This is a genomic window from Actinomyces radicidentis, assembly GCF_001553565.1.
GTDB lineage: Bacteria > Actinomycetota > Actinomycetes > Actinomycetales > Actinomycetaceae > Actinomyces > Actinomyces radicidentis.
This window is the reverse complement of record NZ_CP014228.1, coordinates 1106850-1132300: the sequence shown is the minus strand read 5'-3', so window position 1 is coordinate 1132300 and position 25451 is coordinate 1106850. Positions and strand designations below refer to the sequence as shown.

At 70.6% G+C, this 25451-nt stretch carries 22 protein-coding genes and 2 tRNA genes; 15 read left to right on the top strand and 9 right to left on the bottom strand.

Annotated features, from left to right (window positions below):
• The first annotated feature begins 74 nt into the window (after positions 1–74).
• Both trxB and trxA read left to right on the top strand, forming a co-directional pair.
• Positions 75–1001, top strand: coding sequence for a thioredoxin-disulfide reductase (gene trxB, locus AXF14_RS04775; RefSeq protein ID WP_067941277.1), 927 nt, complete (start codon positions 75–77; stop codon positions 999–1001).
• 40 nt (positions 1002–1041) lie between these two features.
• Positions 1042–1368, top strand: coding sequence for a thioredoxin (gene trxA / locus AXF14_RS04770; protein WP_067941275.1), 327 nt, complete (start codon positions 1042–1044; stop codon positions 1366–1368).
• 214 nt (positions 1369–1582) lie between these two features.
• Here trxA and AXF14_RS14735 read toward each other — a convergent pair whose 3' ends face one another.
• Positions 1583–2410 (bottom strand): sugar O-acetyltransferase, encoded by an 828-nt coding sequence (locus AXF14_RS14735; protein WP_335338920.1) that lies wholly within the window; start codon positions 2408–2410, stop codon positions 1583–1585.
• On the opposite strand from AXF14_RS14735, the gene thrC reads away from it, so the two are divergent.
• The 3 genes from thrC (at position 2409) to AXF14_RS04750 (ending at position 6287) form a co-directional block, all read left to right on the top strand.
• On the top strand, positions 2409–3839 hold the full coding sequence (gene thrC / locus AXF14_RS04760; RefSeq protein ID WP_067944028.1) for a threonine synthase: 1431 nt from the start codon (positions 2409–2411) through the stop codon (positions 3837–3839). The two genes, AXF14_RS14735 and thrC, sit on opposite strands and share 2 nt — an antisense overlap.
• 159 nt (positions 3840–3998) lie before the next feature.
• Complete coding sequence (locus tag AXF14_RS04755) at positions 3999–5306, top strand: aminotransferase-like domain-containing protein (protein ID WP_067941271.1); 1308 nt, start codon at positions 3999–4001, stop codon at positions 5304–5306.
• A gap of 9 nt (positions 5307–5315) precedes the next feature.
• Positions 5316–6287: a D-alanine--D-alanine ligase family protein gene (locus tag AXF14_RS04750; RefSeq protein WP_067941269.1), complete on the top strand. Its 972-nt coding sequence runs from the start codon at positions 5316–5318 to the stop codon at positions 6285–6287.
• A gap of 845 nt (positions 6288–7132) precedes the next feature.
• Here AXF14_RS04750 and AXF14_RS04745 read toward each other — a convergent pair.
• From AXF14_RS04745 to rpmH, 8 genes are all read right to left on the bottom strand, one after another.
• Positions 7133–8560: a ParB/RepB/Spo0J family partition protein gene (locus AXF14_RS04745; RefSeq protein ID WP_067941266.1), complete on the bottom strand. Its 1428-nt coding sequence runs from the start codon at positions 8558–8560 to the stop codon at positions 7133–7135.
• 2 nt (positions 8561–8562) lie between these two features.
• Positions 8563–9468 (bottom strand): ParA family protein, encoded by a 906-nt coding sequence (locus AXF14_RS04740; RefSeq protein ID WP_067941264.1) that lies wholly within the window; start codon positions 9466–9468, stop codon positions 8563–8565.
• A 169-nt stretch (positions 9469–9637) separates the two neighbouring features.
• Entirely contained in the window at positions 9638–10303 is a 666-nt protein-coding gene (gene rsmG / locus AXF14_RS04735; RefSeq protein WP_067941262.1) for a 16S rRNA (guanine(527)-N(7))-methyltransferase RsmG, read from the bottom strand.
• Between the two features lie 4 nt (positions 10304–10307).
• Positions 10308–10865, bottom strand: a complete 558-nt coding sequence (locus tag AXF14_RS04730; RefSeq protein WP_067941260.1) for a Jag family protein — start codon at positions 10863–10865, stop codon at positions 10308–10310.
• A gap of 62 nt (positions 10866–10927) precedes the next feature.
• Positions 10928–12088, bottom strand: coding sequence for a membrane protein insertase YidC (gene yidC / locus AXF14_RS04725; protein WP_067941258.1), 1161 nt, complete (start codon positions 12086–12088; stop codon positions 10928–10930).
• Positions 12089–12163: 75 nt separating this feature from the next.
• Positions 12164–12499 carry a membrane protein insertion efficiency factor YidD gene (gene yidD / locus AXF14_RS04720; RefSeq protein ID WP_236756014.1) on the bottom strand — a complete coding sequence of 112 codons (336 nt, stop codon included), beginning with the start codon at positions 12497–12499 and terminating at the stop codon, positions 12164–12166.
• On the bottom strand, positions 12496–12864 hold the full coding sequence (gene rnpA / locus AXF14_RS04715) for a ribonuclease P protein component (protein WP_084355359.1): 369 nt from the start codon (positions 12862–12864) through the stop codon (positions 12496–12498). The genes yidD and rnpA overlap by 4 nt, the downstream gene beginning before the upstream one ends.
• A 1-nt stretch (position 12865) precedes the next feature.
• Positions 12866–13003, bottom strand: coding sequence for a 50S ribosomal protein L34 (rpmH, locus tag AXF14_RS04710; protein ID WP_067941256.1), 138 nt, complete (start codon positions 13001–13003; stop codon positions 12866–12868).
• A 551-nt stretch (positions 13004–13554) separates the two neighbouring features.
• Here rpmH and dnaA point away from each other — a divergent pair.
• The 10 genes from dnaA to AXF14_RS04665 all read left to right on the top strand — a co-directional run bounded on the left by dnaA (position 13555) and on the right by AXF14_RS04665 (position 25046).
• A complete protein-coding gene (gene dnaA, locus AXF14_RS04705) occupies positions 13555–15300 on the top strand; it encodes a chromosomal replication initiator protein DnaA (protein WP_067941253.1) in 1746 nt (581 codons plus the stop codon).
• 528 nt (positions 15301–15828) lie between these two features.
• Positions 15829–16965, top strand: a complete 1137-nt coding sequence (gene dnaN, locus AXF14_RS04700) for a DNA polymerase III subunit beta (RefSeq protein WP_067941251.1) — start codon at positions 15829–15831, stop codon at positions 16963–16965.
• Between the two features lie 62 nt (positions 16966–17027).
• On the top strand, positions 17028–18245 hold the full coding sequence (gene recF / locus AXF14_RS04695) for a DNA replication/repair protein RecF (RefSeq protein WP_067941249.1): 1218 nt from the start codon (positions 17028–17030) through the stop codon (positions 18243–18245).
• A complete protein-coding gene (locus AXF14_RS04690) occupies positions 18238–18852 on the top strand; it encodes a DciA family protein (RefSeq protein WP_236755994.1) in 615 nt (204 codons plus the stop codon). Before recF ends, AXF14_RS04690 begins: the two co-directional genes overlap by 8 nt.
• Before the next feature lie 341 nt (positions 18853–19193).
• Positions 19194–21329 (top strand): DNA topoisomerase (ATP-hydrolyzing) subunit B, encoded by a 2136-nt coding sequence (gene gyrB / locus AXF14_RS04685; RefSeq protein ID WP_084355358.1) that lies wholly within the window; start codon positions 19194–19196, stop codon positions 21327–21329.
• Between the two features lie 102 nt (positions 21330–21431).
• Positions 21432–24128 (top strand): DNA gyrase subunit A, encoded by a 2697-nt coding sequence (gyrA, locus tag AXF14_RS04680; RefSeq protein ID WP_067941247.1) that lies wholly within the window; start codon positions 21432–21434, stop codon positions 24126–24128.
• A complete protein-coding gene (locus tag AXF14_RS04675; protein ID WP_067941245.1) occupies positions 24125–24649 on the top strand; it encodes a DUF3566 domain-containing protein in 525 nt (174 codons plus the stop codon). Before gyrA ends, AXF14_RS04675 begins: the two co-directional genes overlap by 4 nt.
• A gap of 50 nt (positions 24650–24699) precedes the next feature.
• Positions 24700–24776 (top strand) — tRNA-Ile (locus AXF14_RS04670).
• 31 nt (positions 24777–24807) lie between these two features.
• Positions 24808–24942, top strand: coding sequence for a hypothetical protein (locus AXF14_RS14660; RefSeq protein ID WP_257721778.1), 135 nt, complete (start codon positions 24808–24810; stop codon positions 24940–24942).
• A gap of 28 nt (positions 24943–24970) precedes the next feature.
• A tRNA-Ala gene (locus AXF14_RS04665) sits at positions 24971–25046 on the top strand.
• Positions 25047–25451: the final 405 nt, after the last annotated feature.

Genomic DNA, 25451 nt, shown 5'->3' with positions numbered 1-25451 from the left:
GTTCCATGGGGCGATACTGCTTCCAGCAGACCCGCGCGCGCCGGCTCGCGGGGACCCGATGAACCAGGAGAGTCATGATCCACGACGTCGTCATCGTCGGCTCCGGCCCCGCCGGATACACCGCCGCGACCTACGCCGCCCGCGCGCAGCTCAAGCCCGTCGTACTCGCCGGCTCCGTCACCGCCGGCGGCGCCCTCATGAACACCACCGAGGTCGAGAACTACCCCGGCTTCGTCGAGGGCATCATGGGCCCCGAGCTCATGACCCAGATGCAGGAGCAGGCGGAGCGCTTCGGCGCCGACGTCCGCTTCGAGGACGTCACCGAGCTCGAGCTCGAGGGCGACGTCAAGCGCATCACCACCGACGACGAGGTCTACGAGGCCCGCACCGTCATCATCTCGACGGGCTCCGAGTACCGCCACCTCGGCCTCGACGGCGAGGACCGCCTCTCCGGCCACGGCGTCTCCTACTGCGCCACCTGCGACGGCTTCTTCTTCAAGGACCAGCCGATCGTCGTCGTCGGCGGCGGCGACTCCGCCATGGAGGAGGCCACCTTCCTCTCCCGCTTCGGCTCCTCCGTGACGATCGTGCACCGTCGCGACGAGCTGCGCGCCAGCGCCGTCATGGCCAAGCGCGCCCAGGACGACCCGAAGATCGACTTCGCGTGGAACTCGAAGGTCGTCGCCATCAACGGGGCCGACGCCGTCGAGTCGGTCACCCTCGAGGACACGGTCACGGGCGAGCGCCGCGACCTGCCCGCCTCGGGCCTCTTCGTCGCCATCGGCCAGGTGCCGCGCTCCGAGCTCGTCAAGGACGTCCTCGAGCTCGACGGCAAGGGCTACATCAAGGTCGAGGCCCCCAGCCAGCGCACCCGGATCCCCGGCGTCTTCGCCTGCGGCGACGTCGCCGACCCCGAGTACCAGCAGGCCATCACCGCCGCCGGCTCCGGCTGCCGCGCGGCCCTCGACGCCGAGCACTACCTCGCCGCCCTGGACGCCTGACCGGCGCCCCTCCGCAACACCCCCAACGAAGGAGAACCCCATGTCCAACGCCAAGGCCGTCACCGACGCCACCTTCGAGTCCGAGGTCCTCAAGTCCGACACGCCCGTCGTCGTCGACTTCTGGGCCGAGTGGTGCGGCCCGTGCCGCCAGATGGCCCCGGTGGTCGACGAGGTCGCCTCCGAGCTCGGGGACCGCGTCAAGTTCGTGAAGGTCGACGTCGACGCCAACCCGGCCACCGCCCGCTCCTACGGCATCCGCTCCATCCCGACCTTCGCCGTCATCCGCGACGGCGAGGTCTTCCACCAGTTCGCCGGCTCCCGCCCGAAGGCCTCCTTCAAGTCCGAGGTCGAGAAGGTCCTCAGCTGACGCCCCTCCCCACCGCACCCCGCGAGATCGGGACGTCCTGACCTCGAGATCGGGACATCCCCGCTCGCGCTGCGAGGGGAGGAGACCGAAGGGCGGCACCCACCCGGGTGTCGCCCTTCGTCGTGCCCGCGGGGCCCGAACCGGGTCGGACGAGTCATCATGACAGCGTGTCATTTACATGGCGATCCCCGCCGTTCCGCGGAGAAGTCGCCCCTCACTCGGGCTCGGAGACGTCCTCCTCATCATCCAGCTCGCGCAGGACCCGCGCCGGCACGCCGCCGACGACGACGTCGTCGGGAACGTCCTTGGAGACGACGGCACCCGCCGCCACGACGACGTGGGAGCCGATCGTGACCCCCGGGAGGATGGTGACGTTGCCGCCGATCCAGACGTCGTCGCCGATGGTGACGGGCTTCGCGAAGGCGCCCCACTCGCGCCGACCGCGGCGGGACAGCGGGTGCCCCACCGTGGAGATGAGGGTGTTCGGCCCGATCATCACGTGCTCGCCGATGCGCACCGGCGCGATGTCGAGGATGGTGACGTCGTCGTTGGTGAGGAAGCCGTCGCCGACGTGGATGTTGGGGCCGCAGTCGCAGTGGAAGGGCTGCTGCACCGAGATGAAGTCGCCCGTCGATCCGAGCAACTCCCGAATGATCCGGTCCTGGGCGGCGTGGTCGGTGGGGTCGGCGTCGTTGAAGGCGCGCGTGAGGACGACGGCGCCCTCCTTGCGGGCGGCGACCTCCTCGTCGAGCAACATGGACGGCTCCCCCGCCTCGAGCTTCTCCAGCTCGCTGCGCTCCCGCTCGCTCGTGCGTCCTCCTCGTCGTCGACGGGGCCCGGCGGTCGCCGGCCCCTCCCATCGTCGCGCACGCGCGGGCCGGGCGCAGCCCGCCGGAGGGCCCGAGCGCCGCTCCCGGACGTCGGCGCGCGCCTGGCCCGCCCCTTCCGCCCTCCGGGCCACCCGGCCGCGCCTCCGGCGCCCCGCATAGGATGGCGGCGATCGGATCCGGGTGCTCCCCGGCCACGAGGGAAGGCAGCGCATGCAGTTCATCTCCACCCGCGGCGGCATGACCCCGGCGGGCTTCACCGAGGTCCTCCTGTCCGGACTGGCCCCCGACGGCGGCCTCACGGTCCCCGACGCCCTGCCCTCCCTCACCCGGGAGACCCTCGAGTCCTGGCGCCGCCTGGGCTACGCAGAGCTCGCCACGGAGGTCATCGGCCTGTTCGCCACGGACGTCCCCCGCGAGGACCTGGCCCGCCTCACCGCGGCCGCCTACTCCCCCGACCGCTTCCCGGCCCCTATCGTCCCACTGAGGCCGCTCACCCGGGTGGCGGATGGCCTCGAGCTCGTCGGGCTCTCCGAGGGGCCCACGATGGCCTTCAAGGACCTGGCGATGCAGTTCCTCGGCCAGGCGATCCCCTACGTCCTCGCCAAGGAGGGCCGCGTCCTCAACATCCTCGGCGCCACGAGCGGCGACACCGGCTCCGCTGCCGAGCACGCCTTCCGCGGGAAGGACAACGTCTCCGTCGTCATGCTGTCCCCGCACGGACGCATGAGCGACGTCCAGCGCGCGCAGATGTACTCCCTGGACGACCCCAACATCGTCAACGTCGCCGTCCACGGCGTCTTCGACGACTGCCAGAACCTCGTCAAGGCCGTCAACGCGGACCCGGAGTTCAAGGCCCGCAACTCCGTCGGCGCCGTCAACTCGATCAACGTCGGCCGCATCGCCGCCCAGTGCGTCTACTACGTGTGGGCGTGGCTGCGTGCCACGGACGAGCTGGACGACGCCGAGCGCTCGGGCGCGCAGGTCGACGTCGCCGTCCCCTCGGGCAACTTCGGCAATATCTACGCCGGCCACCTGGCCCGGGAGATGGGCGTGCCGATCCGGCGCCTCATCCTGGCGACCAACGAGAACAACGTGCTCGACGAGTTCTTCCGCACCGGCGTCTACACCCCGCGCTCGCGCGAGGACACCCTGGCCACCTCGAGCCCCTCCATGGACATCTCTAAGGCCTCGAACCTCGAGCGCTTCGTCTTCGAGCTGCTCGGCGCCAAGGAGTTCTCGCGCCGCTGGCCCGAGCTGGAGGCCAGGGGCAGCCTCGACCTGTCCGACCAGCAGGCCCGATTCGAGTCCGAGTTCGGCTTCGTCTCGGCCTCCTCCACCCACGAGGAGCGCCTCACCGCGATCCGCCTCGTCCACACGCTCACCGGCCGGCTCATCGACCCGCACACCGCCGACGGCGTCACCGTGGCCCTCGCGCTCATGGAGCCCGGCTTCCCCACCCTCGTCCTCGAGACCGCCAAGGCCGCCAAGTTCGGCGCGACGGTCGCCGAGGCCCTCGGGGGCGAGCAGGCCGTCGACGAGGCCGTCCAGGCCCTCCTGGACGCCCCACAGCACGTGACGGAGCTGGACAACGACCTGGACGCCCTGCGCTCCCTCATCGAGGAGCACGCCCTGCGGGCCTGAGCCCCGATCCGCGCGCGGCCGCCCCCGGCGTCCGCGCGCCGAGGCTCCTCTTCCGGCACCGCCCGACCCATCCCTCGGGCACGGCCCCCGGGGGGCGGGTGTCGTCCGTGGCACACTGTGGGCACGCGGTGGGACCGACCACCCGGAAAGGACCGTGCAGTGAGCGACGAGAACCAGGTGAAGGGGAACCGACTCGACCCGTGGCTGGACAGCTACGCCGCACGAGCTCACGGCCTGCGGGCCTCGGAGACCCGTTCCCTGTTCGCCGTCGCCTCGCGCCCCGAGGTCGTCTCCCTGGCCGGCGGCATGCCGAACCTCAAGGACCTCCCCCTCGATCAGCTGGCCGACGCCACCGCCCAGATGATCCGCAAGGACGGCGGCACGGCGCTCCAGTACGGCAACGGCCAGGGCCTGCCCCGCCTGCGCGAGCAGATCCCCGAGATCATGGCCCTCGAGGGCATCCCCGCGGACCCGGAGGACGTCATCGTGACGACGGGCTCCCAGCAAGCCGTCGACATCATCACCGAGCTCTTCATCGACCCGGGTGACGTCATCCTCGCCGAGGCCCCCACCTACGTGGGCTCGCTGTCGATCTTCGCGACGTACCAGGCGGACGTTCAGCAGGTCGAGATCGACGCCGACGGCGTCGTCCCCGAGGCGCTCGAGGTGACGATCCAGCGCCTCGAGCGCGAGGGACGCACCATCAAGTTCTTCTACTGCCTGCCGAACTTCCACAACCCGGCGGGCGTCACCCTCTCCGAGGAGCGCCGCCCCCGGATCATCGAGATCTGCCGGCGCCACCACGTCCTCATCGTCGAGGACAACCCCTACGGCCTCCTCGGCTTCGAGGGGCAGACCTACACGGCGCTCAAGACACTCGCCCCCAACGACGTCGTCTACCTGGGCTCCTTCTCCAAGATCTTCGCGCCCGGCTACCGGGTCGGCTGGGCGGTCGCTCCCCCGGCCATCCGCGAGAAGATGAAGCTCGCCTCCGAGGCGGCCATCCTGTGCCCGTCCTCGGTGGGCCAGTTCTCGATCTCGATGTACCTCGACAACTTCGACTGGAAGCGTCAGATCGAGGAGTTCCGGGGGATGTACAAGGGCCGCCGGGACGCCATGGTGGCCGCTCTCGACGAGTTCATGCCCATGTGCACGTGGAACGTCCCCGACGGCGGCTTCTACGTCTGGGTGGGCCTTCCGGAGGGCCTCGACGCCAAGGACATGCTGCCCCGCGCCGTGACCAACCTCGTCGCCTACGTGTCCGGGACGGCCTTCTTCGCCGGCGGGCGCGCGGGACGGGACCACATGCGCCTGTCCTTCTGCTATCCCGAGCCGGTCGAGATCCGTGAGGGCGTCCGCCGCCTGTCCGAGGTGGTCAACCGGGACCTCGAGCTGCACGAGATCTTCGGGCCGACCACCACCCGCTCCCCCGAGGGCGTCTCCGCTCCCGCACCCGACCAGATCTGAGGGGTCACCATGACGGAATCCACCGATCAGTCAATTTCTGAGGACGAGCTCCGCATCGCGATCATCGCCGGCGGCCTCAGCCATGAGCGCGACGTCTCCATCCGCTCTGGGAACCGGGTCGCCTCGGCCCTGCGGCACTCCGGGCACACCGTCATCGTCCTCGACGTCGACGCCACCCTCGTCGCCAAGCTACGGGCCTTCGGGCCCGACGTCGTGTGGCCCCTCGTCCATGGCGGTGCCGGCGAGGACGGAGGACTCCAGAACATCCTCATCGCCCTGGGCCTCCCCTACGTGGGCACCCACTCGGACGGCTGCCAGCGCGCATCCTTCAAGCCTACGGCCAAGGGCACCGTGCGCACCGGCGGAGTTCTCACGCCCGACTCCGTGACCCTGCCGAAGGCCTACTTCTCGCAGCTCGGCGCCCAGGAGGTGCTCGGACTGGTCGCAGACCACCTGGGCTACCCCGTCGTCGTGAAGCCCAACCAGGGCGGTTCCGGTCTGGGCGTCTCCTACGCCGACTCGGCAGACTCCCTGCGGAACGCCATGGTGGCCTGCTTCGCCTACGACGACCGGGCCCTCATCGAGCGCTACGTCGCGGGAACAGAGCTCGCCATCTCCGTGGTGGACACGGGTGACGGACCACGCGCTCTCCCCCCGGTCGAGATCGTCACCGACGGCGAGTACGACTTCGACGCCCGCTACAACCCGGGGCGTTCCGAGTACTTCATCCCCGCACGACTCGACGAGGCGCAGACCGCCGCTGTCACCGAGGTCGCGCTCACGGTGCACCGGACCCTCGGACTGGGCAACATCTCCCGTACCGACCTCATCCTCGACGGGCACGGCACCCCCTGGTTCATCGACGTCAACGTCGTCCCGGGGATGACCTCCACCTCACTGCTGCCGCTCGCTGCCGAGGCGGACGGCTCGGTGGAAGCCCTATACGAAGCCCTCGTGAGGAACCCCGCCGTCCGACCCTGATCCGCACAGCTGCACGTTCGGGATGTGCCCGTCGCCCCTCGTAGGCGGCGGGCACATCGCGTGTTTCACGTGAAACAACACGACTGATGCTGATCGCGGATGAGACCTTGCAGATCCGAACCGCACCGAGACACCCATGGATCGCCCGCCTCGGGCACTTCCGTGCTTCAGCGCGATTGGCTCGGGAAAGCCAAGGCGGGATGCTCCGCCAGCCGCGGGTGGGCTGCAAGAACGAAGCTATCGAGGTGTCCAGGCCAGGTGTTTCACGTGAAACGCAACCGCCGAGCACCGCGACCGTCGAGCCGGCGCCACCAGGAGGGGCGATGTCGGAATCCGTCCTCCGCGCGTGCCTTCAAGGCCTGAGGAGCTTCCGTGCCTCCGCAGCAACCCGACGCCACCACCGAGTCTGATCGTGCCGCGATACTTCGATGGCGGTGCAACCTTCGTGTCCGTCTCAGGTCAGTGTCAGTGCCGGCGCGGTTCCGACGAGCGGTGGACGCGGATCGCCGAACCTAATACCGGACGCAGCATGACGATCCACTCGCTGCGCGGTTTCACGTGAAACATTGAGGCTGCATCGTCTTTGCGGAGCCCACACCGGAACGTCTACGGTCACCGTGACCGCCAGGGGCGGCACGCGGAGAAGCTCGGTGACAACGGCACGAAGCCATCGCGGCTGCCGGTGTCCTTGGGCTCCGGGGCCCCAGAGAGAACCCCCTCGATGCCGGCAGACGCTCCAGAGGTTCCGGGGGCTCCAGCTCCAACCGTTTCACGTGAAACTACGGGGACATGAGACAACGGCCGCACACCGTGTGGTGTGCGGCCGCGTCTGAATGTCGAGGTGTTCAGTCCTCGGCGAGTGACGTTCCTGGCGCCAGTGCCTGGACGATGCGAGCCAGATCCTCGTCACCGGCGAACTCGATGGTGATCCGACCCTTCTTGGCGCCCCTCGTCACCTTCACCCGGGTATCAAAGGCGTCCGAGAGCCGGGTCGACAGCGCAGGAAGCGGAACGCTGCGGGGTCGCAGCACCTTGGAGGCTCGCGACTCCGTCGGCTCGTCGTGGAGCGCCACGATCTCCTCAGTCGCGCGCACGGACAGCCCCTCGGCGACGATCCGCTGCGCAAGCCGCTCCATGGCGGCAGCGTCGGGCAGCCCCAGCAGAGCACGTGCGTGCCCGGCAGACAGGACGCCGGCCGCGAGCCGACGCTGAACGAGCGGAGGGAGCTTCATGAGCCGGAGCGTGTTGGAGATCTGGGAGCGCGACCGCGCGATCCGCTTCGAGAGCTCCTGGTGGGTGCAGTTGAAGTCATCAAGGAGCTGCTGGTACGCGGCTGCCTCCTCGAGCGGATTCAGCTGGACCCGGTGCAGGTTCTCCAGAAGAGCATCACGCAGGAGGTCCTGATCCTCGGTGTACCGGACGACGGCAGGGATCGTCTCCAGATCGGCCTCGCGAGACGCGCGCAGGCGGCGCTCGCCCATGATGAGCTCGTACGTCGCTTCACCGGTCTCGGGATCATCGACACGCCGGACGACGATGGGCTGGAGCAGCCCCACTTCTTTGATGGAGGCCGCGAGCTCCGTGATGTCCTCCTCGTCGAAGACCTGACGAGGCTGACGGGGATTCGCGTGGATGATGGCGGTGGGGAGCTCTGCGAAGGTCGCTCCAGGCACTGGAACGAGACCCTCGTCCTCTCCCACTGTTTCACGTGAAACAGGCTCAACGGCCTCCGTCGACGCGGCATCGGCAGCGCCGACGGGGGCCGTGCTCGACGCGAGCGTCGTGGCGGCAGCGGAGACGGCCTCGGTATCGGAGGAGGACGGAGACTCCGGCCCCGCGCTGGTATCACGTGAAACGTGGCGAGCAGCGCCGGACGTTCGCTTGGCCGGTGCCTGAGACTCGTCCTTGGGCGCCGGGGCCTGTCCGTGCCCGGGGGAGTCCTTGACCCCAGTCGCCTCGCTCACCGAGGTCACGGCCTCGGCCGGCTCCTGCTCCTTGCCGGCCGCTACAGCCGGCTCATCCTTCACGACGGGCTTCTTCTTGCCCCGCTTGGCGCGCTTCGAGGGAGCCAGTAGGGTCGCAGCGATGTCCGTGGCCGAGCGCTCACCCTCCCGGCGCACCGGGGCCGCCTCGGTAGCCGGCCCGTCCTCGTCGGCGCCCGCGGAGTTGTCGGCGAAGAAGACGTCCGTCGGCCGGTGGGCCGGCGTCTCCTTCTGCCCCTCCGGGATGAGTGCCTGAAGGCCCCGTCCGAGACCGCGCTTCTTATGAGCCATCGTCACGCCTCCTGCGCGTCGTCGGGGGAGGGGATCGCGCGCTGCGCGATCTCCTGTGCAAGCTGCTTGTAAGCGACCGATCCGGTCGATCGCGGGTCCCAGAACACGACCGGCGCTCCGAAGGAAGGAGCCTCGGCGATACGCACCGAGCGCGGGATCCTGGTCCCGAGCGTCGCCTGCGGGAAGTAGGTGCGGACCTCCTCGTCCACATCCCGAGCCAAAGTCGTCCGCTTATCGAACATGGTGAGGGCGATCATCGAGACGTGCAGCTCGGGGTTGTGCGCCTCGGCGATCCGCTCCACCGAACGGGTCAGGAGCGCGAGGCCCTCGAGCGCGTAGTACTCGGCCTGCATGGGGATGAGCACCTCACGAGCGGCCACGAAGGCGTTGATCGTCATGATGCCGAGCGAGGGCGGGCAGTCGATGAGGACGTAGTCCAGCCGGGGGAGGCCCGCGGCCCCGCGGTCGGCCACATACTGCTCCAGCGCCTCGCGCAGGCGCAGCTCGCGGCGCTCCTCACTGATGAGGTCGATCTCGACCGCGGCGAGGTTGACCGTGGCGGGCACGCACCACAGGGAGGGCGCGAAGGCCGTCTGGACGGTCACCTCGGCCATGGGACGGCCCTCGACGATCACCTCGTAGACGGAGTCGTCGTCCTCCCCGTGCGGGGCTCCGAGCGCCGTCGAGGCGTTGCCCTGCGAGTCGGCGTCGATGACCAGGACGTTGAGCCCCGCCTCGGCGAGGGCCGCGGCCACGTTGACGGTCGTCGAGGTCTTCCCGACACCGCCCTTCTGGTTGGCGACGGCGATGACGCGGGTGCGCTCGGGGACGGGGAAGCCGCCGGCGGCGACCTTATGGAGGGCGGACTGGTCGGCCCGGAGCTGATCGAAGATGGACGATCCTGACAACCTGTTCTCCTCCGACGACGACCCGCGGCTCGCACCCGCGGGCGCCTCAGTCTACGTGAGGTCCCGGACGCGTCACGCGCCCGCTCCAGCGGGGGAGCGGGCGCGTGACGGAGTCGACGACCGGGTGCCGTGTGCCCGGGGGCGGGCCTCCGCCTCGGCCGGGAGGGGCTCAGCGGGCCGCGCGTCGGCGCACCTCGACGACGCGGGTGACCTCCTCGCCGGGGGTCACCACCTCGTGCACAGTGGCCGGCAGCAGCTTGGCCTTCTTGATGACGTACTTGGCGTCCTCGACCTCCGCCTCGGCCTTGGCTCCCTTGAGCGCCAGGAGCGCGCCTCCCTGGCGCAGCAGGGGAGCGGTGAGCCGCACGAGCTTGGAGAGGTTCGCGACGGCGCGCGCGGTGACGGCGTCGTAGCGGTCCTTGACCTCCTCGGCCCGGGCGCGGCGGATGGTGACGTTGTCGAGGTCGAGCTCGGTGACGACGTCGTCGAGCCACTCGACGCGCCGCTCCATGGTCTCGATGAGGGTGACCTCGAGGTCGGGCCGCAGGAGGGCGACGACGATCCCCGGGAAGCCCGCCCCCGAACCGATGTCGGCCACGGTGCCGCGCGACGGGAGGAAGGGGACGACGGCCGCGGAGTTGACGAGGTGCCGGCTCCACAGGCGGGGCAGCTCGCGCGGACCGACGAGGCCTCGCAGCTCCCCCTCCTCGACGAGCATGTCGGCGAAGTGCTCCGCCGCGGAGAAGGCCACGCCGAAGAGCTCGCGGACCTCCTCGCCGGGCTCCTCGACGACGACCTCGCCGTCGACCGTGCCCTCGCCGGGCGCCTCGCTCACGGCCTCAGTCCTGCTCGTCGGAGTCGGCGCCGGCGTCCTCGGCGTCGTCGACCTCGTCCTCGGCGGGGAGGACGACGACGTGGCGGTGCGGCTCGGCGCCCTCGGACTCGGAGACGAGTCCGGCGGCGGCGACGACGTCGTGGCAGACCTTGCGCTCGAAGGGGTTCATCGGCTCCAGGGCGACGGTCTCGCCGCCCTCCTGGACGCGCCTGACGGCCTCCTCGGCGACCTTGGTGAGCTCGGCGCGGCGGGCGGCGCGGTAGCCGTTGATGTCGAGCATGAGGCGCGAGCGGTTGCCGGTCTTGGCCTGGACGGCCAGACGGGTCAGCTCCTGGACGGCCTCGAGGACCTCGCCGTCGCGGCCGACGAGGTCGGCGAGCTCGCGCTCGTCTCCCTCCTCGGAGGCGACGACGGCGATCGAGGCGCGGCCGTGGTCGACGTCGATGTCGATGTCGCCACCGAGGTCGGCGATGTCGAGGAGCTCCTCGAGGTAGTCGGCGCCGACCTCGCCCTCCTCCTCGAGGCGCTTGACGGTGCTGGACGGGGCGGTGTTCTCACTCATGGTGGATCCGTTCTCTGTGCTGGTCGGCGGCCCGTTGCGCAGGACGCCGGGGAAGTGTTCGGTCAGCGCGGCTTGCGCTTCTTGCCGCCGTTTTTGCGCTGGGCGCGCTGGCGGGCCCGCTTCTCGTAGCGGCGGCGGGCGATCTCCTCGGGGGTGAGGCCGGCGGTCGTCTCGATCTCCTCGACCGCCTTCTCCTCCTCGGACCGCTCCTCGGCGTACTGCTCCTCGACGGTGGCGGGCAGGCCGGTGCGCTGCTTCTTCTGGCGGTCCTTGCGGACTGGCTGGACGCGCTGGCCGCCCGTCTTGCCGGCGGCCTCGAGCTCGGCCTGGCGCTGCGCGGCCTCCTCCTCCTCGAGGGAGGGCTTGCCCTGGCGGGCACGCTTGGCGTTGACGCGGGCGCGGTACTTCGTCTCCGCCTCGGAGCCGGGAGCGGGCATGTTGCGGATGGTGAAGAACTGCTGGCCCATGGTCCACAGGTTGGTGGTCACCCAGTAGACGAGGACGCCGATCTGGAACTGCACACCGGTGAAGGCGAAGAAGATCGGCATGACCGTCATCATCATCTTCTGCGAGCGCATCATGGGGTTGTCGGAGTTCTTCGTGGACTCCGGCATGTTCTTCATGCTCAGCTGCGCCATCGTGTACCACTGCGTCACCGACATGACGACGATGAGGACGACGGTGACGACCTTGGTCGTGACGTCCGAGCTGTTCATGAAGGACGAGGACAGCGGGGCCCCGAAGACCGTCGAGGCCTGGACCTGCTCAGCGAGGTGCGCGGTGAGCGGGCCGATGGAGGAGTGTCCCGAGTAGGTGCCGCTGGCGACGTTCTGCAGCGAGGCGAGCACGCGGAAGAGCGCGAGGAAGATCGGCATCTGGATGAGGATCGGCAGGCACGAGGACATGGGGTTCGTCCCGTGCTTGCGGTAGAGCGCCATCATCTCCTCCTGCTGACGGCGCTGCGACTCCGGGTCCTTCTTGCCCTTGTACTTGGCCTGGAGGGCCTGGAGCTCGGGCTGCATGAGCTGCATGCCGCGGCTCGCCCGGATCTGCTTGACGAAGAGCGGCATGATGAGCAGCCGCACGACGATCGTCAGTCCGACGATCGAGAGCACCCACGCCACGCCGGATCCGTCGGGCATGCCGATGAGGACCAGGAACTTGTGGATGTAGACCATCACCCAGGCGACGGCGACCTTGAGGGGCCAGAGGATCGTGTCCATTGCACTCCTTGCTGTGGGGTGGGGCGGGGCCGTTGCGGCGGTTGCCCCGAGCCGGTGCCTCCGGCCAGGGCCCCGTCAGTCGGTCTGGCGGGCCGGCGAGCCGACCGCGTCCTCGACCTCGAAACGGGGGACGTCGTGGGGGTGGTGGTAGCGCCACTGGCCGGGCTCGGGGACGTGGTCCACGCCCCCGGGGGTGAGCGGGTTGCAGCGCAGGAGGCGCCAGGCGGCGAGGAGGATCCCCTTGCCGGCGCCGTGGCCCCGGACCGCCTCGACCGCGTAGGCCGAGCAGGTGGGGTAGTAGCGGCAGCTCCGCGGCAGCGCGGGGGAGACCCACCGCTGGTAGAGGCGCACCGGGGCGAGGACGAGCCGCTCGAGCGGTCCGTCGCGCAGGGCGCCCCGGTCGTCGCTCACCGCCGTCGTCCCTCCGAGAGCAGGCGGCGGTCCCGGGCCAGGAGGCGGTCGACGTCGGCGGCGAGCTCCTCGCTCGTCGCCCCATCCGCCCCGGCCAGGCCGCGCACGACGACGCGGGCGCCCGGCTCGAGTCCGGTGACGCGCTCACTCATGAGGGCGCGCACCCGGCGCTTGATCCGGTTGCGGTGCGTGGCTCGTGCAACCTGCTTCTTGGGCACGACGACGCCGACGAGCGCCGGGGAGGAGTCCCCGGTCTCGCCGGCGCGGTAGTGGATGACCAGCCTGCGGCTACCGCTGCGCGCACCGGTTCTCAGCGCCTCCGAGAAGTCCTCGGAGCGCCGCATCCGGTGCGCCGCAGGAAGCACCTCAGGCGGCGAGACGCGCGCGGCCCTTGCGGCGGCGCGAGGCGAGGACGGCGCGGCCGGCGCGGCTGCTCATGCGCTTGCGGAAGCCGTGCACCTTGGCGCGACGGCGGTTGTTCGGCTGAAAGGTCCGCTTGCTCACGGGTGTACTCCTGCTCGGACGATCGGAACAGTGCGTCGCGGGGATCGCGGCACTGTCGCTCGCGCTGGTTGCCCCATGGTCCGGGGCGTGAGTCCACGCGAACGTCCGCACCACAATACGGTTCCGGTTTCAGGGGGGTCAAACCTCCCGGGGCCCAGGACGGTGAGAGTCCGAACACGTCCCCGGAGCCGCCGGACGGCGGCTCGGAGGCCGGCGGCCGAGCCGGATGAGGCTGCCCGAGGAGCGGCGCCGGGGCGGCCGGCGCAACGCCGTCGGGAATGTCACCGATGTTATTCACAGGTCGACCGGTCCTGCTTGTGGGAATGTGCACGACCGGCGTCCACCCCCTGTGGGTCCACGAGCCGCGCGATCCCGGGAAACCACAGGTTTTCCCTCACTCTGGGGGTGTCCGGGACCGGCCGGGACCTCAGTCCCCACGTGTGGACAACTCTGTGGACACCGCTCCATGATGGGTCCCCTCGCGGGCCTCCCGCCCGCGGGGCGCCGGCCCTGACCGGCCCCGCCCCGACGACCCTCAGCCAGGAGACAGCGTGCCCGACGAAGCGACCACGAGGTGGCACCAGACCCTCGAGCTCCTCTCCTCCTCCGGCGAGCTCGGGCAGGGCAAGGTCACCATGCTGCGGATGACCCGGGTCATCGACGTCGACGGCACCCTCGTCCTCGTCGTCGGCTCCGGCTTCGTCAAGGACGTCGTCGAGCGCTCCCGCGGGCCGATCAGCCGCGCCCTCACGCAGGTCTGGAGCCGCGAGGTCCCCTTCGAGGTCACCATGGACACCTCGGTGGACGCCTCGGCCGGCTCCTTCGGCCAGCCGACCGGCGCCGCACCGGCAGGCGAGTACGCCACCGAGTACCCGGGGGAGCGCAGCGGCGACGGACGCCCGGGCCCCCGCGCCGTCGAGCAGCCGGCACGCCCCTCCTACGAGGCCCCCGCCCCGCAGGAGTCCGGCCACGAGCCCGCGCCCGAGCGCTACGAGGAGCGCCGCCCCTACGACCAGCGCGTCGCCGAGACCCCGTCCTTCCCGCGCGGGGCCGAGGCCGCCCGAGGTCAGGACGGGTACGAGTCCGGCTACGAGCAGGGCTACGACACCGCCTACGCGACCCCGCGCTACTCCGAGGAGCCGGCGCGCACCGAGAACCGCGCCCAGTACGTGACGAGCCCGCACCCCGCCCAGGCCCCCGGCCCCCGCGAGGGCGCCGGCGCCCCGCGCCCCACCGACGGCTCCGTCCTCAACCCGCGCTACACCTTCGACACCTACGTCACCGGCTCCTCGAACCGCTTCGCGCACGCGACCGCCATCGCCGTCGCCGAGGCGCCGGCCCGCGCCTACAACCCGCTGTTCATCTACGGCGGCTCAGGGCTGGGCAAGACCCACCTCCTGCACGCCATCGGCCACTACGCGCGCACCCTCAACCCCTCCACGCGCGTCAAGTACGTCAACTCCGAGGAGTTCACGGCCGAGTTCATCGCCTGCCTGCGCGACGGCGCCCGCGACGACGGCCGCCTCGAGGCCTTCAAGCGCCGCTACCGCGAGGTCGACATCCTCCTCGTCGACGACATCCAGTTCCTCTCCGGCAAGGAGTCGACGCTCGAGGAGTTCTTCCACACCTTCAACTCGCTGCACTCCTCGGGCAAGCAGGTCGTCATCACCTCCGACCAGCCGCCCAAGGCCCTCAACGGCCTCGACGAGCGCCTCCGCTCCCGCTTCGAGTGGGGCCTGCTCGCCGACGTCCAGCCGCCGGACCTCGAGACCCGCATCGCGATCCTGTCCCGCAAGGCCCGCGCCGACGGCCTCGACCTGCCCATGGACGTGCTCGAGTACATCGCCAGCCGTGTGACGACCAACATCCGCGAGCTCGAGGGCGCCCTCATCCGCGTCACGGCCTTCGCCTCGCTCAACAAGCAGCCGATCGACCAGACCCTGGCCGAGATGGTCCTCAAGGACATCATCTCCGACCCCGCCGGCGAGGAGGTCACGACCTCCCTCATCATGGGGCAGACGGCCGACTACTTCGGGATCACCATCGACGACCTGTGCAGCGCGAACCGCTCCCGCACCATCGTCAACGCCCGGCACATCGCCATGTACCTGTGCCGCGAGCTCACCGACCTGTCCCTGCCCAAGATCGGGCGCGAGTTCGGCGGCCGCGACCACACCACCGTCATGAGCGCGGACAAGAAGATCCGTACCCAGATGGCGGAGCGCCGCTCCACCTTCAACCAGGTCACCGAGCTGACGAGCCGCATCAAGCAGGCGGCGCAGTCGCCCCAGTCCTGAGCGCCGTCGCCCCTGAGCGCCGTCGGCCCTGTGGGCCGTCCGGAGGAGAGCACGTGGAGAAGGCGTCACTCCCCTGTGCACCGAGGAGCCCCTCCTGGGGACTGGGCCCGGGACGCGCTGCGCGTCTCCACCGATCGTGTCATTCGCGCACCGAATCACTCATCTGTGCTTCCACAGCCGTCGTCGGCCCGGCGACGCCGCCGAACCCGGTTATCCCCAGTTCCCACACCACCTACTACATCTACTAACTACAAACTCATCCGGGATCCCACGAACCTGCCACCGAGGGCGGGATCGGCCCAGGCCCGACCCGCGAGCGACTCAGCGCGACGAGGGCCGGCCGGGTCCCCGGACTCCGGTCGCCCGCAGCGGCACTCAGCGCGTGGATGAGCGTCCTGCCTTGCGTCTAGACTCCACGTGGATCGTCCTGACCCGTCGCACCTCGTCGTGAGGGCGGCGCGCAGGACCGCAGACAAGCCAGTCGCCGCGCACGCGCGCGCCGCCCGCCGACACAGGAGGCACCCCACCGTGAAGCTCAGGGTTGATCGAGACGTCCTCGCCGAGGCCGTCACCTGGACCGCCCGCTCGGTGCCGGCCCGTCCGCCGGTGCCCGTCCTCGCCGGCGTGCGCCTCGAGGCCAAGGACGCCTCCCTCGTCCTGTCCTCCTTCGACTACGAGGTCTCCGCCCACTGCGAGGTCCCCGCGGACGTCGAGGAGGACGGCGTCGTCCTCGTCTCCGGACGCCTCCTCGCCGACATCGCCAAGGCCCTGCCCTCCAAGCCCGTCGAGCTCGAGGTCGAGGGCACGAAGGTCACCGTCTCCTGCGGCTCCTCGCGCTTCTCCCTGGCCGCCATGGCCGCCGACGACTACCCGGCGCTGCCCGTCATGCCCGGTGTCGCCGGCACCATCGACGCCCACGACCTCGCCCAGGCCGTCAGCCAGGTCTCCATCGCCGCCTCCCGCGACGAGACCCTCCCGCTGCTGACCAGCGTCCAGATGGAGGTCGAGGGCGACTCCCTCACCCTCATGGCCACGGACCGCTACCGCCTCGCCGTGCGCGAGATGACCTGGGCCCCGCAGGACTCGGGCCTGTCGACCCACGCGCTGCTCAAGGCGCGCACCCTCTCCGACGTCGCCAAGTCCCTCACGAGCTCCGGCGACGTCACGGTCGCCCTCACCGAGGCCGGCTCGGCCACCTCCGGCCTCATCGGCTTCGAGGCCGGAGGCCGCCGCACCACCAGCCTCCTCACCGACGGCGACTACCCGCCGGTCCTGCGCCTCTTCCCCGAGCAGACGACGATCCACGCGACCGTCGGCCGCGAGGAGCTCATCGCCGCCGTCCGCCGCGTCTCCCTCGTCGCGGACCGCTCCACCCCGATCCACATGTCCTTCACCGAGGGCAACCTCGCGCTCGACGCCGGCCAGTCCTCCGACGACGCCCAGGCCTCCGAGCAGCTCGTCGCCCACCTCGACGGCGAGGACATCCAGACGGCCTTCAACCCGGGCTACCTCGTCGACGGCCTGGGCGCCCTCAACCAGCCCTACGTGCGCCTCGACTTCACGCACCCCTCGAAGCCCGCCGTCCTCACCGGCATGGACTCGATCGGCGGCGAGGAGGACCCGTCCTTCCGCTACCTCATCATGCCGATCCGCTTCGGGGCCTGAGCACCGGCCCCGTCCTCCCGACCGCCCGGCCCTGAGCCGGAGCGGCCGGGCGCGAGCAGCGCATGTACGTCTCGGACCTCTCGCTCAACGACTTCCGCTCCTACCACGAGCTCGTCCTGGCCCTCGAGCCCGGGCCGACGGCCCTCGTCGGCTCCAACGGTCAGGGCAAGACGAACCTCGTCGAGGCCATCGGCTACCTCTCGACCCTCTCGAGCCACCGCGTCGGGGCGGACACCACCCTCGTGCGCCGGGCGGAGCCGGGGGAGGAGCAGCCGGCCGGCGCCGTCGTGCGCGCCAAGGTCGTCCACGGCGAGCGCCCCAGCGTCCTCGAGATCGAGATCATCGCCGGCAGGGCCAACCGCGCCCGCCTCAACCGCGGGCAGGCCCGCCCCCGCGACCTCCTCGGGGTGCTGCGCACCGTCGTCTTCGCCCCGGAGGACCTCGCCCTCGTCCGCGAGGAGCCGGGGGTGCGCCGTCGCTTCCTCGATGAGCTCGCGGTGACGCTCCGCCCGAGCCTGGCGGGCGTGCGCGCCGAGCACGACAAGATCCTCGCCCAGCGCGCGAGCCTCCTGAAGTCCGCCCGCGCCCACCACTCCTCGACCTCCTCGATGCTCTCCACCCTCGAGGTCTGGGACGCCCAGCTCGCCGCGGCCGCCGCGCGCCTCATCGCCGCGCGGGTCGACGTCGTCTCCCGCCTGCGGCCCTGGATCGAGTCCTCCTACGCGGCCGTCTCCGAGGGGCAGTCCGACGCCGCCCTCGCCTACCGCTCCAGCCTCCTGTCCCACGAGGGCGCGCCCGACCCGGACCCGCGCGACGCCGGGGCCTGGGCCGCCCAGGCGGAGAGGGAGGCCGAGCTCGTCGACACGGCCGCCACCGCCTCCCGCCTCGAGGCCGCGATGGCGGACCTCCACGCCAAGGAGATCGACCGCGGCGCCAACCTCGTCGGCGCCCACCGCGACGACCTCTTGCTCTTCCTCGGCGGGCTGCCCGCCAAGGGCTTCGCCTCCCACGGCGAGCAGTGGTCCCTCGCCCTGGCGCTGCGACTGGCCTCCTACGAGATGCTCCGGCACGACGTCGACGCCTACGGGGGCGACGGCGAGCCCGTCCTCATCCTCGACGACGTCTTCGCCTCCCTCGACTCCAAGCGCCGCAACGCCCTGGCGCGCGTCGTCGCCGACGCCCAGCAGGTGCTGCTCACGGCCGCCGTCGACGAGGACGTCCCCGCGGCCCTCGACGGCGCCCGCTTCCACGTCGCGAGCTCGGTGGTCACCCGTGGCTGAGCGCCCCGGCGACGACCTCTCGGCCGCGTCCTCCGACGTCCTGGCCTCCCGGGCTCTCGCGCGCGAGCGGGGCCACGCCTGGGACGCCGGCAAGACGATGAGCGCCCTGCGCCGCGCCGCCGCGGGGGAGGACGGCGTGGCCGCCTGGGACGCGAAGCGCCGGCGCCGCACCGAGCACGAGCTGCTCAGCGAGGGCGAGGAGCGCGGCCCGGGGCTCCCGCCGGGACGCGGCCGCCCCGGCCCGAGCCCCTTCGACCCGCGTCCGGGCGGGAAGGACCTGCGCCGCTACGCCGACGAGCACGGCTGGGCCGGCAAGCTCGCGATCGCCTCCGTCTCCGTGCGGTGGAGCGAGATCGTCGGCCCGCAGATCGCCGAGCACGCCGTCATCGAGTCCTTCGAGGTGGGGCGCCTGACGATCCGCGCCTCGTCCTCCTCCTGGGCCCAGCAGCTGCGCCTCCTCATGCCGACCATCGAGCGCTCGGTGACGGAGGAGCTGGGCGGCTCCGCCGTCGAGATCCGCGTCCTCGGGCCCGCGGGGCCGACGTGGCGGCACGGCCGCTTCGGCGCCGCGCGGGGAGGGCGCGGTCCGCGCGACACCTACGGCTGAGCGCCGGCTCCCGGCCACCGGGGCGCCCGGGAACGCACCGCCTCTCCGTCGCTCGTACGCGGCCCGGACTGCCCTCAGACGGTGACGTCCGACACTCGCCACGGCGTGGGCCGAAGGTCCGTTGAGGAGGTCAGACACGATAGAATGCCGTGAAACCGCCCATGGTGCGCCTCGGGCCTTTCGCAGGTACCCACCTACCGCCGCGCTGGTCCCGCCCCGGAGCAGCCGTCATGGGCCCGCGATCGCTCGTGACCGGATGACGCGGTGCAGGAGACGCACCCGACGCCGTCCGCCAGGGACCCCAGCCCCCCGGCGCGCACACAACGAGGAGCAGCTGACACGTGTCTGACCAGGACGCCACGGTGAACGACGACTCGACCACCACGGCCCCCGCCCCCACCCAGACCCCGGAGACGGCGGCGCCCGAGCAGCCCGCGAGCGAGTCGCACGTCGGCCAGGGCTCCAGCGACTACGGCGCCAGCGACATCACCGTCCTCGAGGGCCTCGAGGCCGTCCGCAAGCGCCCCGGCATGTACATCGGCTCCACGGGCGAGCGCGGCCTGCACCACCTCGTCTACGAGGTCGTCGACAACGCCGTGGACGAGTCCCTCGCCGGCTTCTGCGACCACATCGAGGTCACCATCCAGGCCGACGGGGGCATCAGGGTCGTCGACAACGGCCGCGGCATCCCCGTCGACGAGCACCCCACCGAGCACAAGCCCACCGTCGAGGTCGTCATGACGATCCTCCACGCGGGAGGCAAGTTCGGCGGCGGCGGCTACGCCGTCTCGGGAGGCCTGCACGGCGTCGGCATCTCCGTCGTCAACGCCCTGTCGACCCGAGTCGACACCGAGATCCGGCGCCAGGGCCACGTGTGGCGCATGAGCTTCGGCGACGGCGGCCACCCCAAGACGCCCCTCGTCATGGGAGAGGAGACGGACGCGACCGGCACCACCCAGACCTTCTACCCGGACCCGGCGATCTTCGAGACCGTCGTCTTCGACTACGAGACCCTGCGCCGCCGCTTCCAGCAGATGGCCTTCCTCAACAAGGGCCTGCGCATCACGCTCACCGACGAGCGCGAGGGCCACGCAGAGGAGGGCGACGAGATCACCGGGACCGACGCCGCCGAGGCAGCGGGCACCCAGGAGGGCGTCCCGGCCCACCGCACCGTCACCTACTGCTACGAGCACGGCCTGCGCGACTACGTCGAGTTCCTCAACAAGTCCAAGAAGGTCGACCTCATCCACCCCGAGATCATCGACTTCGAGGCCGAGCGCATGCTCGACGAGACCCGCGGCATCAGCCTCGAGATCGCCATGCAGTGGACGAGCGCCTACTCCGAGTCGGTGCACACCTACGCCAACACGATCAACACGACCGAGGGCGGCACCCACGAGGAGGGCTTCCGCACGGCCCTGACGACCCTCATCAACAAGTACGGCCGCGAGAAGGGCCTCATCAAGGACAAGGACGACAACCTCACGGGCGACGACATCCGCGAGGGCCTCACCGCCGTCATCTCCGTCAAGCTCTCCGAGCCGCAGTTCGAGGGCCAGACCAAGACCAAGCTCGGCAACACCGAGGCGCGCACCTTCGTCCAGCAGGTCGTCTACGAGCGCCTGGGTGACTGGCTCGACTCCCACCCGGCCGACGCCAAGTCGATCATCCAGAAGGCCGGCCAGGCCGCCGCGGCCCGCATGGCCGCGCGCAAGGCCCGTGAGGCCACGCGGCGCAAGGGCGTCCTCGAGTCCGCCTCGATGCCCGGCAAGCTCCGCGACTGCTCGAGCCGCAACGCCGAGGTCTGCGAGATCTTCATCGTCGAGGGCGACTCCGCGGGCGGCTCGGCCGTCGGCGGCCGCGACCCGGAGCACCAGGCGATCATGCCGATCCGAGGCAAGATCCTCAACGTCGAGAAGGCGCGCCTGGACCGGGCCCTGTCCTCGGACACGATCCGCTCCCTCATCACCGCCTTCGGCACGGGCATCGGCGAGGACTTCGACATCGCCAAGCTGCGCTACGGCAAGATCGTCATCATGGCGGACGCCGACGTCGACGGCCAGCACATCGCGACGCTCCTGCTCACGCTGCTGTTCCGCTACATGCGCCCCCTCATCGAGCAGGGCCACACCTACATCGCGATGCCGCCGCTGTACCGCCTCAAGTGGTCCAACTCCGATCACCAGTTCGCCTACTCCGACGCCGAGCGCGACCAGTTCCTGGCCGCCGGCCGCGAGGCCGGGCACCGGCTCCCCAAGGAGGGCGGCATCCAGCGCTACAAGGGCCTCGGCGAGATGAACGACCACGAGCTGTGGGAGACGACCATGGACCCCTCGGCCCGTATCCTCAAGAAGGTGACCCTCGACGAGGCGGCCGACGCCGACGAGACCTTCGCGATCCTCATGGGGGACGACGTCGAGCAGCGTCGTTCCTTCATCCAGCGCAACGCCGCGGACGTGCGCTTCCTCGACATCTGACGCGGGAAGGGCGGGCCGCCGCATCTAGATGACAACGTGTCATCTACTTGCCGGCGCACCCGCCGATCCTGCCTCCCTCCCCCGGACACGTAAAGGACACCCGTGAGCGACGACCTCACCACGACCCCCACCGAGGAGCCCCAGCACGACCGCGTCCAGCCGGTCGACCTCCAGATGGAGATGCAGCGCTCCTACCTCGACTACGCGATGAGCGTCATCGTCGGACGAGCCCTGCCGGACGTGCGCGACGGCCTCAAGCCCGTCCACCGCCGCGTCCTCTACGCCATGTACGACGGCGGCTACCGCCCCAACGCCTCCTTCTCCAAGTCCTCCCGCGTCGTCGGCGAGGTCATGGGCAACTACCACCCGCACGGCGACTCGGCGATCTACGACGCCCTCGCCCGCCTCGTGCAGTGGTGGTCCCTGCGCTACCCGCTCGTCGCCGGCCAGGGCAACTTCGGCACCCCCGGAAACCTCGGCCCCGCCGCACCCCGGTACACGGAGTGCAAGATGGCCCCGCTGGCCATGGAGATGGTCCGGGACATCGATGAGGAGAGCGTCGACTTCCAGGACAACTACGACGGGAAGAACCAGGAGCCGGTCATCCTGCCGGCCCGCTTCCCGAACCTCCTCGTCAACGGCTCCGAGGGCATCGCCGTCGGCATGGCCACGCGCATCCCCCCGCACAACCTGCGCGAGGTCGCGAACGGCGTCCAGTGGTTCCTCGAGCATCCCGAGGCCAGCCGCGAGGAGCTCCTCGAGGCCCTCATCGAGCGCATCCCCGGACCCGACTTCCCCACCGGCGCCACGATCCTCGGCCGCCGCGGCATCGAGGACGCCTACCGCACCGGCCGCGGCTCCATCACGCAGCGCGCCGTCGTCAACGTCGAGGAGATCCAGGGCCGCCAGTGCCTCGTGGTCACCGAGCTGCCCTACCAGGTCAACCCGGACAACCTCGCCGACAAGATCGCCCAGCTCGTCCGCGACGGGCAGGTCGGCGGCATCGCCGACATCCGCGACGAGACCTCCGGCCGCACCGGTCAGCGACTCGTCATCGTCCTCAAGCGCGACGCCGTCGCCAAGGTCGTCCTCAACAACCTGTACAAGCGCACCCAGCTGCAGGACAACTTCCCGGCCAACATGCTGGCCCTCGTCGACGGCGTCCCGCGCACCCTCAGCCTCGACGGCTTCGTGCGCCACTGGGTCAACCACCAGATCGACGTCATCATCCGCCGCTCGCAGTACCGCCTGCGCAAGGCCGAGGAGCGCCTCCACATCCTCGAGGGCCTCCTCAAGGCCATCGACGCGCTCGACGCCGTCATCGCCCTCATCCGCCGCTCGCCCACCACGGACGAGGCCCGCACGGGCCTCATGGGTCTGCTCGGCGTCGACGAGGCCCAGGCCGAGGCGATCCTGTCCCTCCAGCTGCGCCGCCTGGCCGCCCTCGAGCGGCTCAAGATCCAGCAGGAGGCCGACGAGCTGCACGCCCGCGTCGTCGACCTCAAGGACATCATCGCCAGCCCGGAGCGGCAGCGCGGCATCGTCTCCGAGGAGCTCGGTGAGATCGTCGACAAGTACGGCGACGACCGCCGCACCCGCATCGTGCCCTTCGACGGGGAGATGAGCATGGAGGACCTCATCCCCGAGGAGGAGGTCGCCGTCACCATCACGCACTCCGGCTACGCCAAGCGCACCCGCACGGACCAGTACCGCTCGCAGCACCGCGGCGGCAAGGGCGTGCGCGGGGCGGCGCTGCGCGAGGACGACGTCGTCGACCACTTCTTCGTCACGACGACGCACCACTGGCTGCTGTTCTTCACGAACCTCGGCCGCGTCTACCGCGCCAAGGCCTACGAGCTGCCCGAGGGCGGGCGCGACGCCAAGGGCCAGCACGTCGCCAACCTCCTCGCCTTCCAGCCGGGCGAGGAGATCGCCCAGATCATGGAGCTCAAGGACTATGAGCAGGCCGACTACCTCGTCCTGGCGACCCGCCGCGGCCTGGTGAAGAAGACCCGTCTGTCCGAGTACGACTCCAACCGCTCCGGCGGCGTCATCGCCATCAACCTGCGCGAGGACGAGGACGGCGTGCCCGACGAGCTCGTCTCCGCCCGCCTCCTGTCCGAGGGCCAGGACCTCCTCCTCGTCTCCCGCGGCGGCCAGTCGGTCCGCTTCCGCGCCTCCGACGAGGTGCTGCGACCCACCGGTCGCACCACGAGCGGCGTCACCGGCATGCGCTTCCGCGGCGACGACTCCCTCCTCGCGATGGACGTCGTCGACCCGGCCTGGGAGGACGCGGACCTCTTCGTCGTCACCGAGGGCGGCTACGCCAAGCGCACCAACGTCCAGGACTACCCGGTCAAGGGACGCGGCGGCCTCGGCGTCAAGGTCGCCAACCTCGTCGAGGCGCGCGGCGACCTGGTCGGCGCGCTCGTGACCGAGCCCGGCGACGAGGTCATGTGCATCATGGCCTCCGGCAAGGTGGTCCGTTCCGCGGTGGACGAGGTCTCCCGCACCGGCCGCACCACCCAGGGCGTCACCTTCGCCAAGCCGGACAAGGGCGACCGCATCATCGCCGTCGCCCGCAACGCCGAGCGGGAGCTCGACGGCGACGAGGCTCCCGCCGTGGACGAGGCCGACGGCGAGGCCGGCGCGGCGCCGGTCGCCCCCGCCTTCCCCGAGGCCGAGGGCGAGGTGCCCACGGGCTCCGGCGCGTCGGGTGACACCGCGGTCCCTTCCGCGGATGAGGCCGCCGACGCGGTAGCGTTGAGCGACGACGACGAGAGTGAGGCACAGGCATGAGCCAGCCGGCATCCTTCCCGCCCGAGGGCGCCACGAGCCCCGACGCGAGCGCTGCGTCCGCGGACGCCAGCGCCACGGGCTCGACCGAGGTCGCTTCCGCCGCCGGCGGCAAGCAGGCCGCGAAGAAGCCCGCCAAGAAGAAGACGGTCTCCGGTCCTCGCCGCGTCCGCCTCGCCCTGACCCGGGTCAACCCCTTCTCCGTCATGAAGGTGGCCTTCCTGCTGTCCGTGGCGATGGGCATCATGGTCGTCGTGGCGGCTGCCTTCGTGTGGTTCATGCTCGACGCCATGCACGTGTTCTCCACGATCGAGGACCTCGTCAGCACGGTCATGGACACGGAGTCCAACGCCTTCACGGCGCTGCTGGAGTACATGAAGTTCTCCCGCGCCATCTCGATGGCGACGATCATCGCGGTCGTCAACATCATCCTCACGACCGCCCTCGCGACGATCGGGGCGTTCCTGTACAACATCACCGCGCGCCTGGTCGGCGGGATCCATCTCACACTGGCGGACGAGTGATCTGATTTTGTCCACCACGACGCGGTGGGTTAGTCTCTTCCGCGTCGCACGGGCCTATAGCTCAGTTGGTTAGAGCGCATCCCTGATAAGGATGAGGTCGCTGGTTCGAGTCCAGCTAGGCCCACCACCATCCCGCGGTTGCCACGAGGAGGTTTCGGATGAGGAACCGTCCCGTCGTCGCAGCCGCGGTTTTCTCGTTCCTGGGGGCCATCGGCTACACCGTCTGGCTCAGGCTCGAGGCGACCCGCGTGGAGCGGGCCGGATGGTCCGAGGTCAGCGACCCGGTCGACTGATCCCCTACCGCCGCCGAGGCGGTCATCCGGGGCCATGGCGCAATTGGTAGCGCACCTGCTTTGCAAGCAGGGGGTTACGGGTTCGAGTCCCGTTGGCTCCACCAGCTCCCGAAGGGGCCCGGCACGCACGTGCCGGGCTCCTTCCGCGTGCTCGGGGCGGGGAGCGCATCGACCGCGACGGGCGCCGGTCACGGTCGACGGCGGAACGCGGCACGACGTCCCCGGCCGCTGTTCTAACAGCCTTGTCATTCGACGCCCTCGACGACGGCGTCGAGGGCCCTGGAACCACAAGAAGCACAACCGCGGGCGCACAACGGTGGACGGCCTCGCTCCCCAGCGGGTGGTTTCGGGCTGGGGAGTCGACCGGGCTCGGTACCAGCGCCTATCCCCATCTGTGGGCACAGCTGTGGAGAGTGACAGCGGTGTTGTTCCACATCTGTGTGCACAGGTGTGGAGCAATGACACGGGTGTTCTTCCCCAGTCTCCACATGGTGGCGTAACCCTGTGGA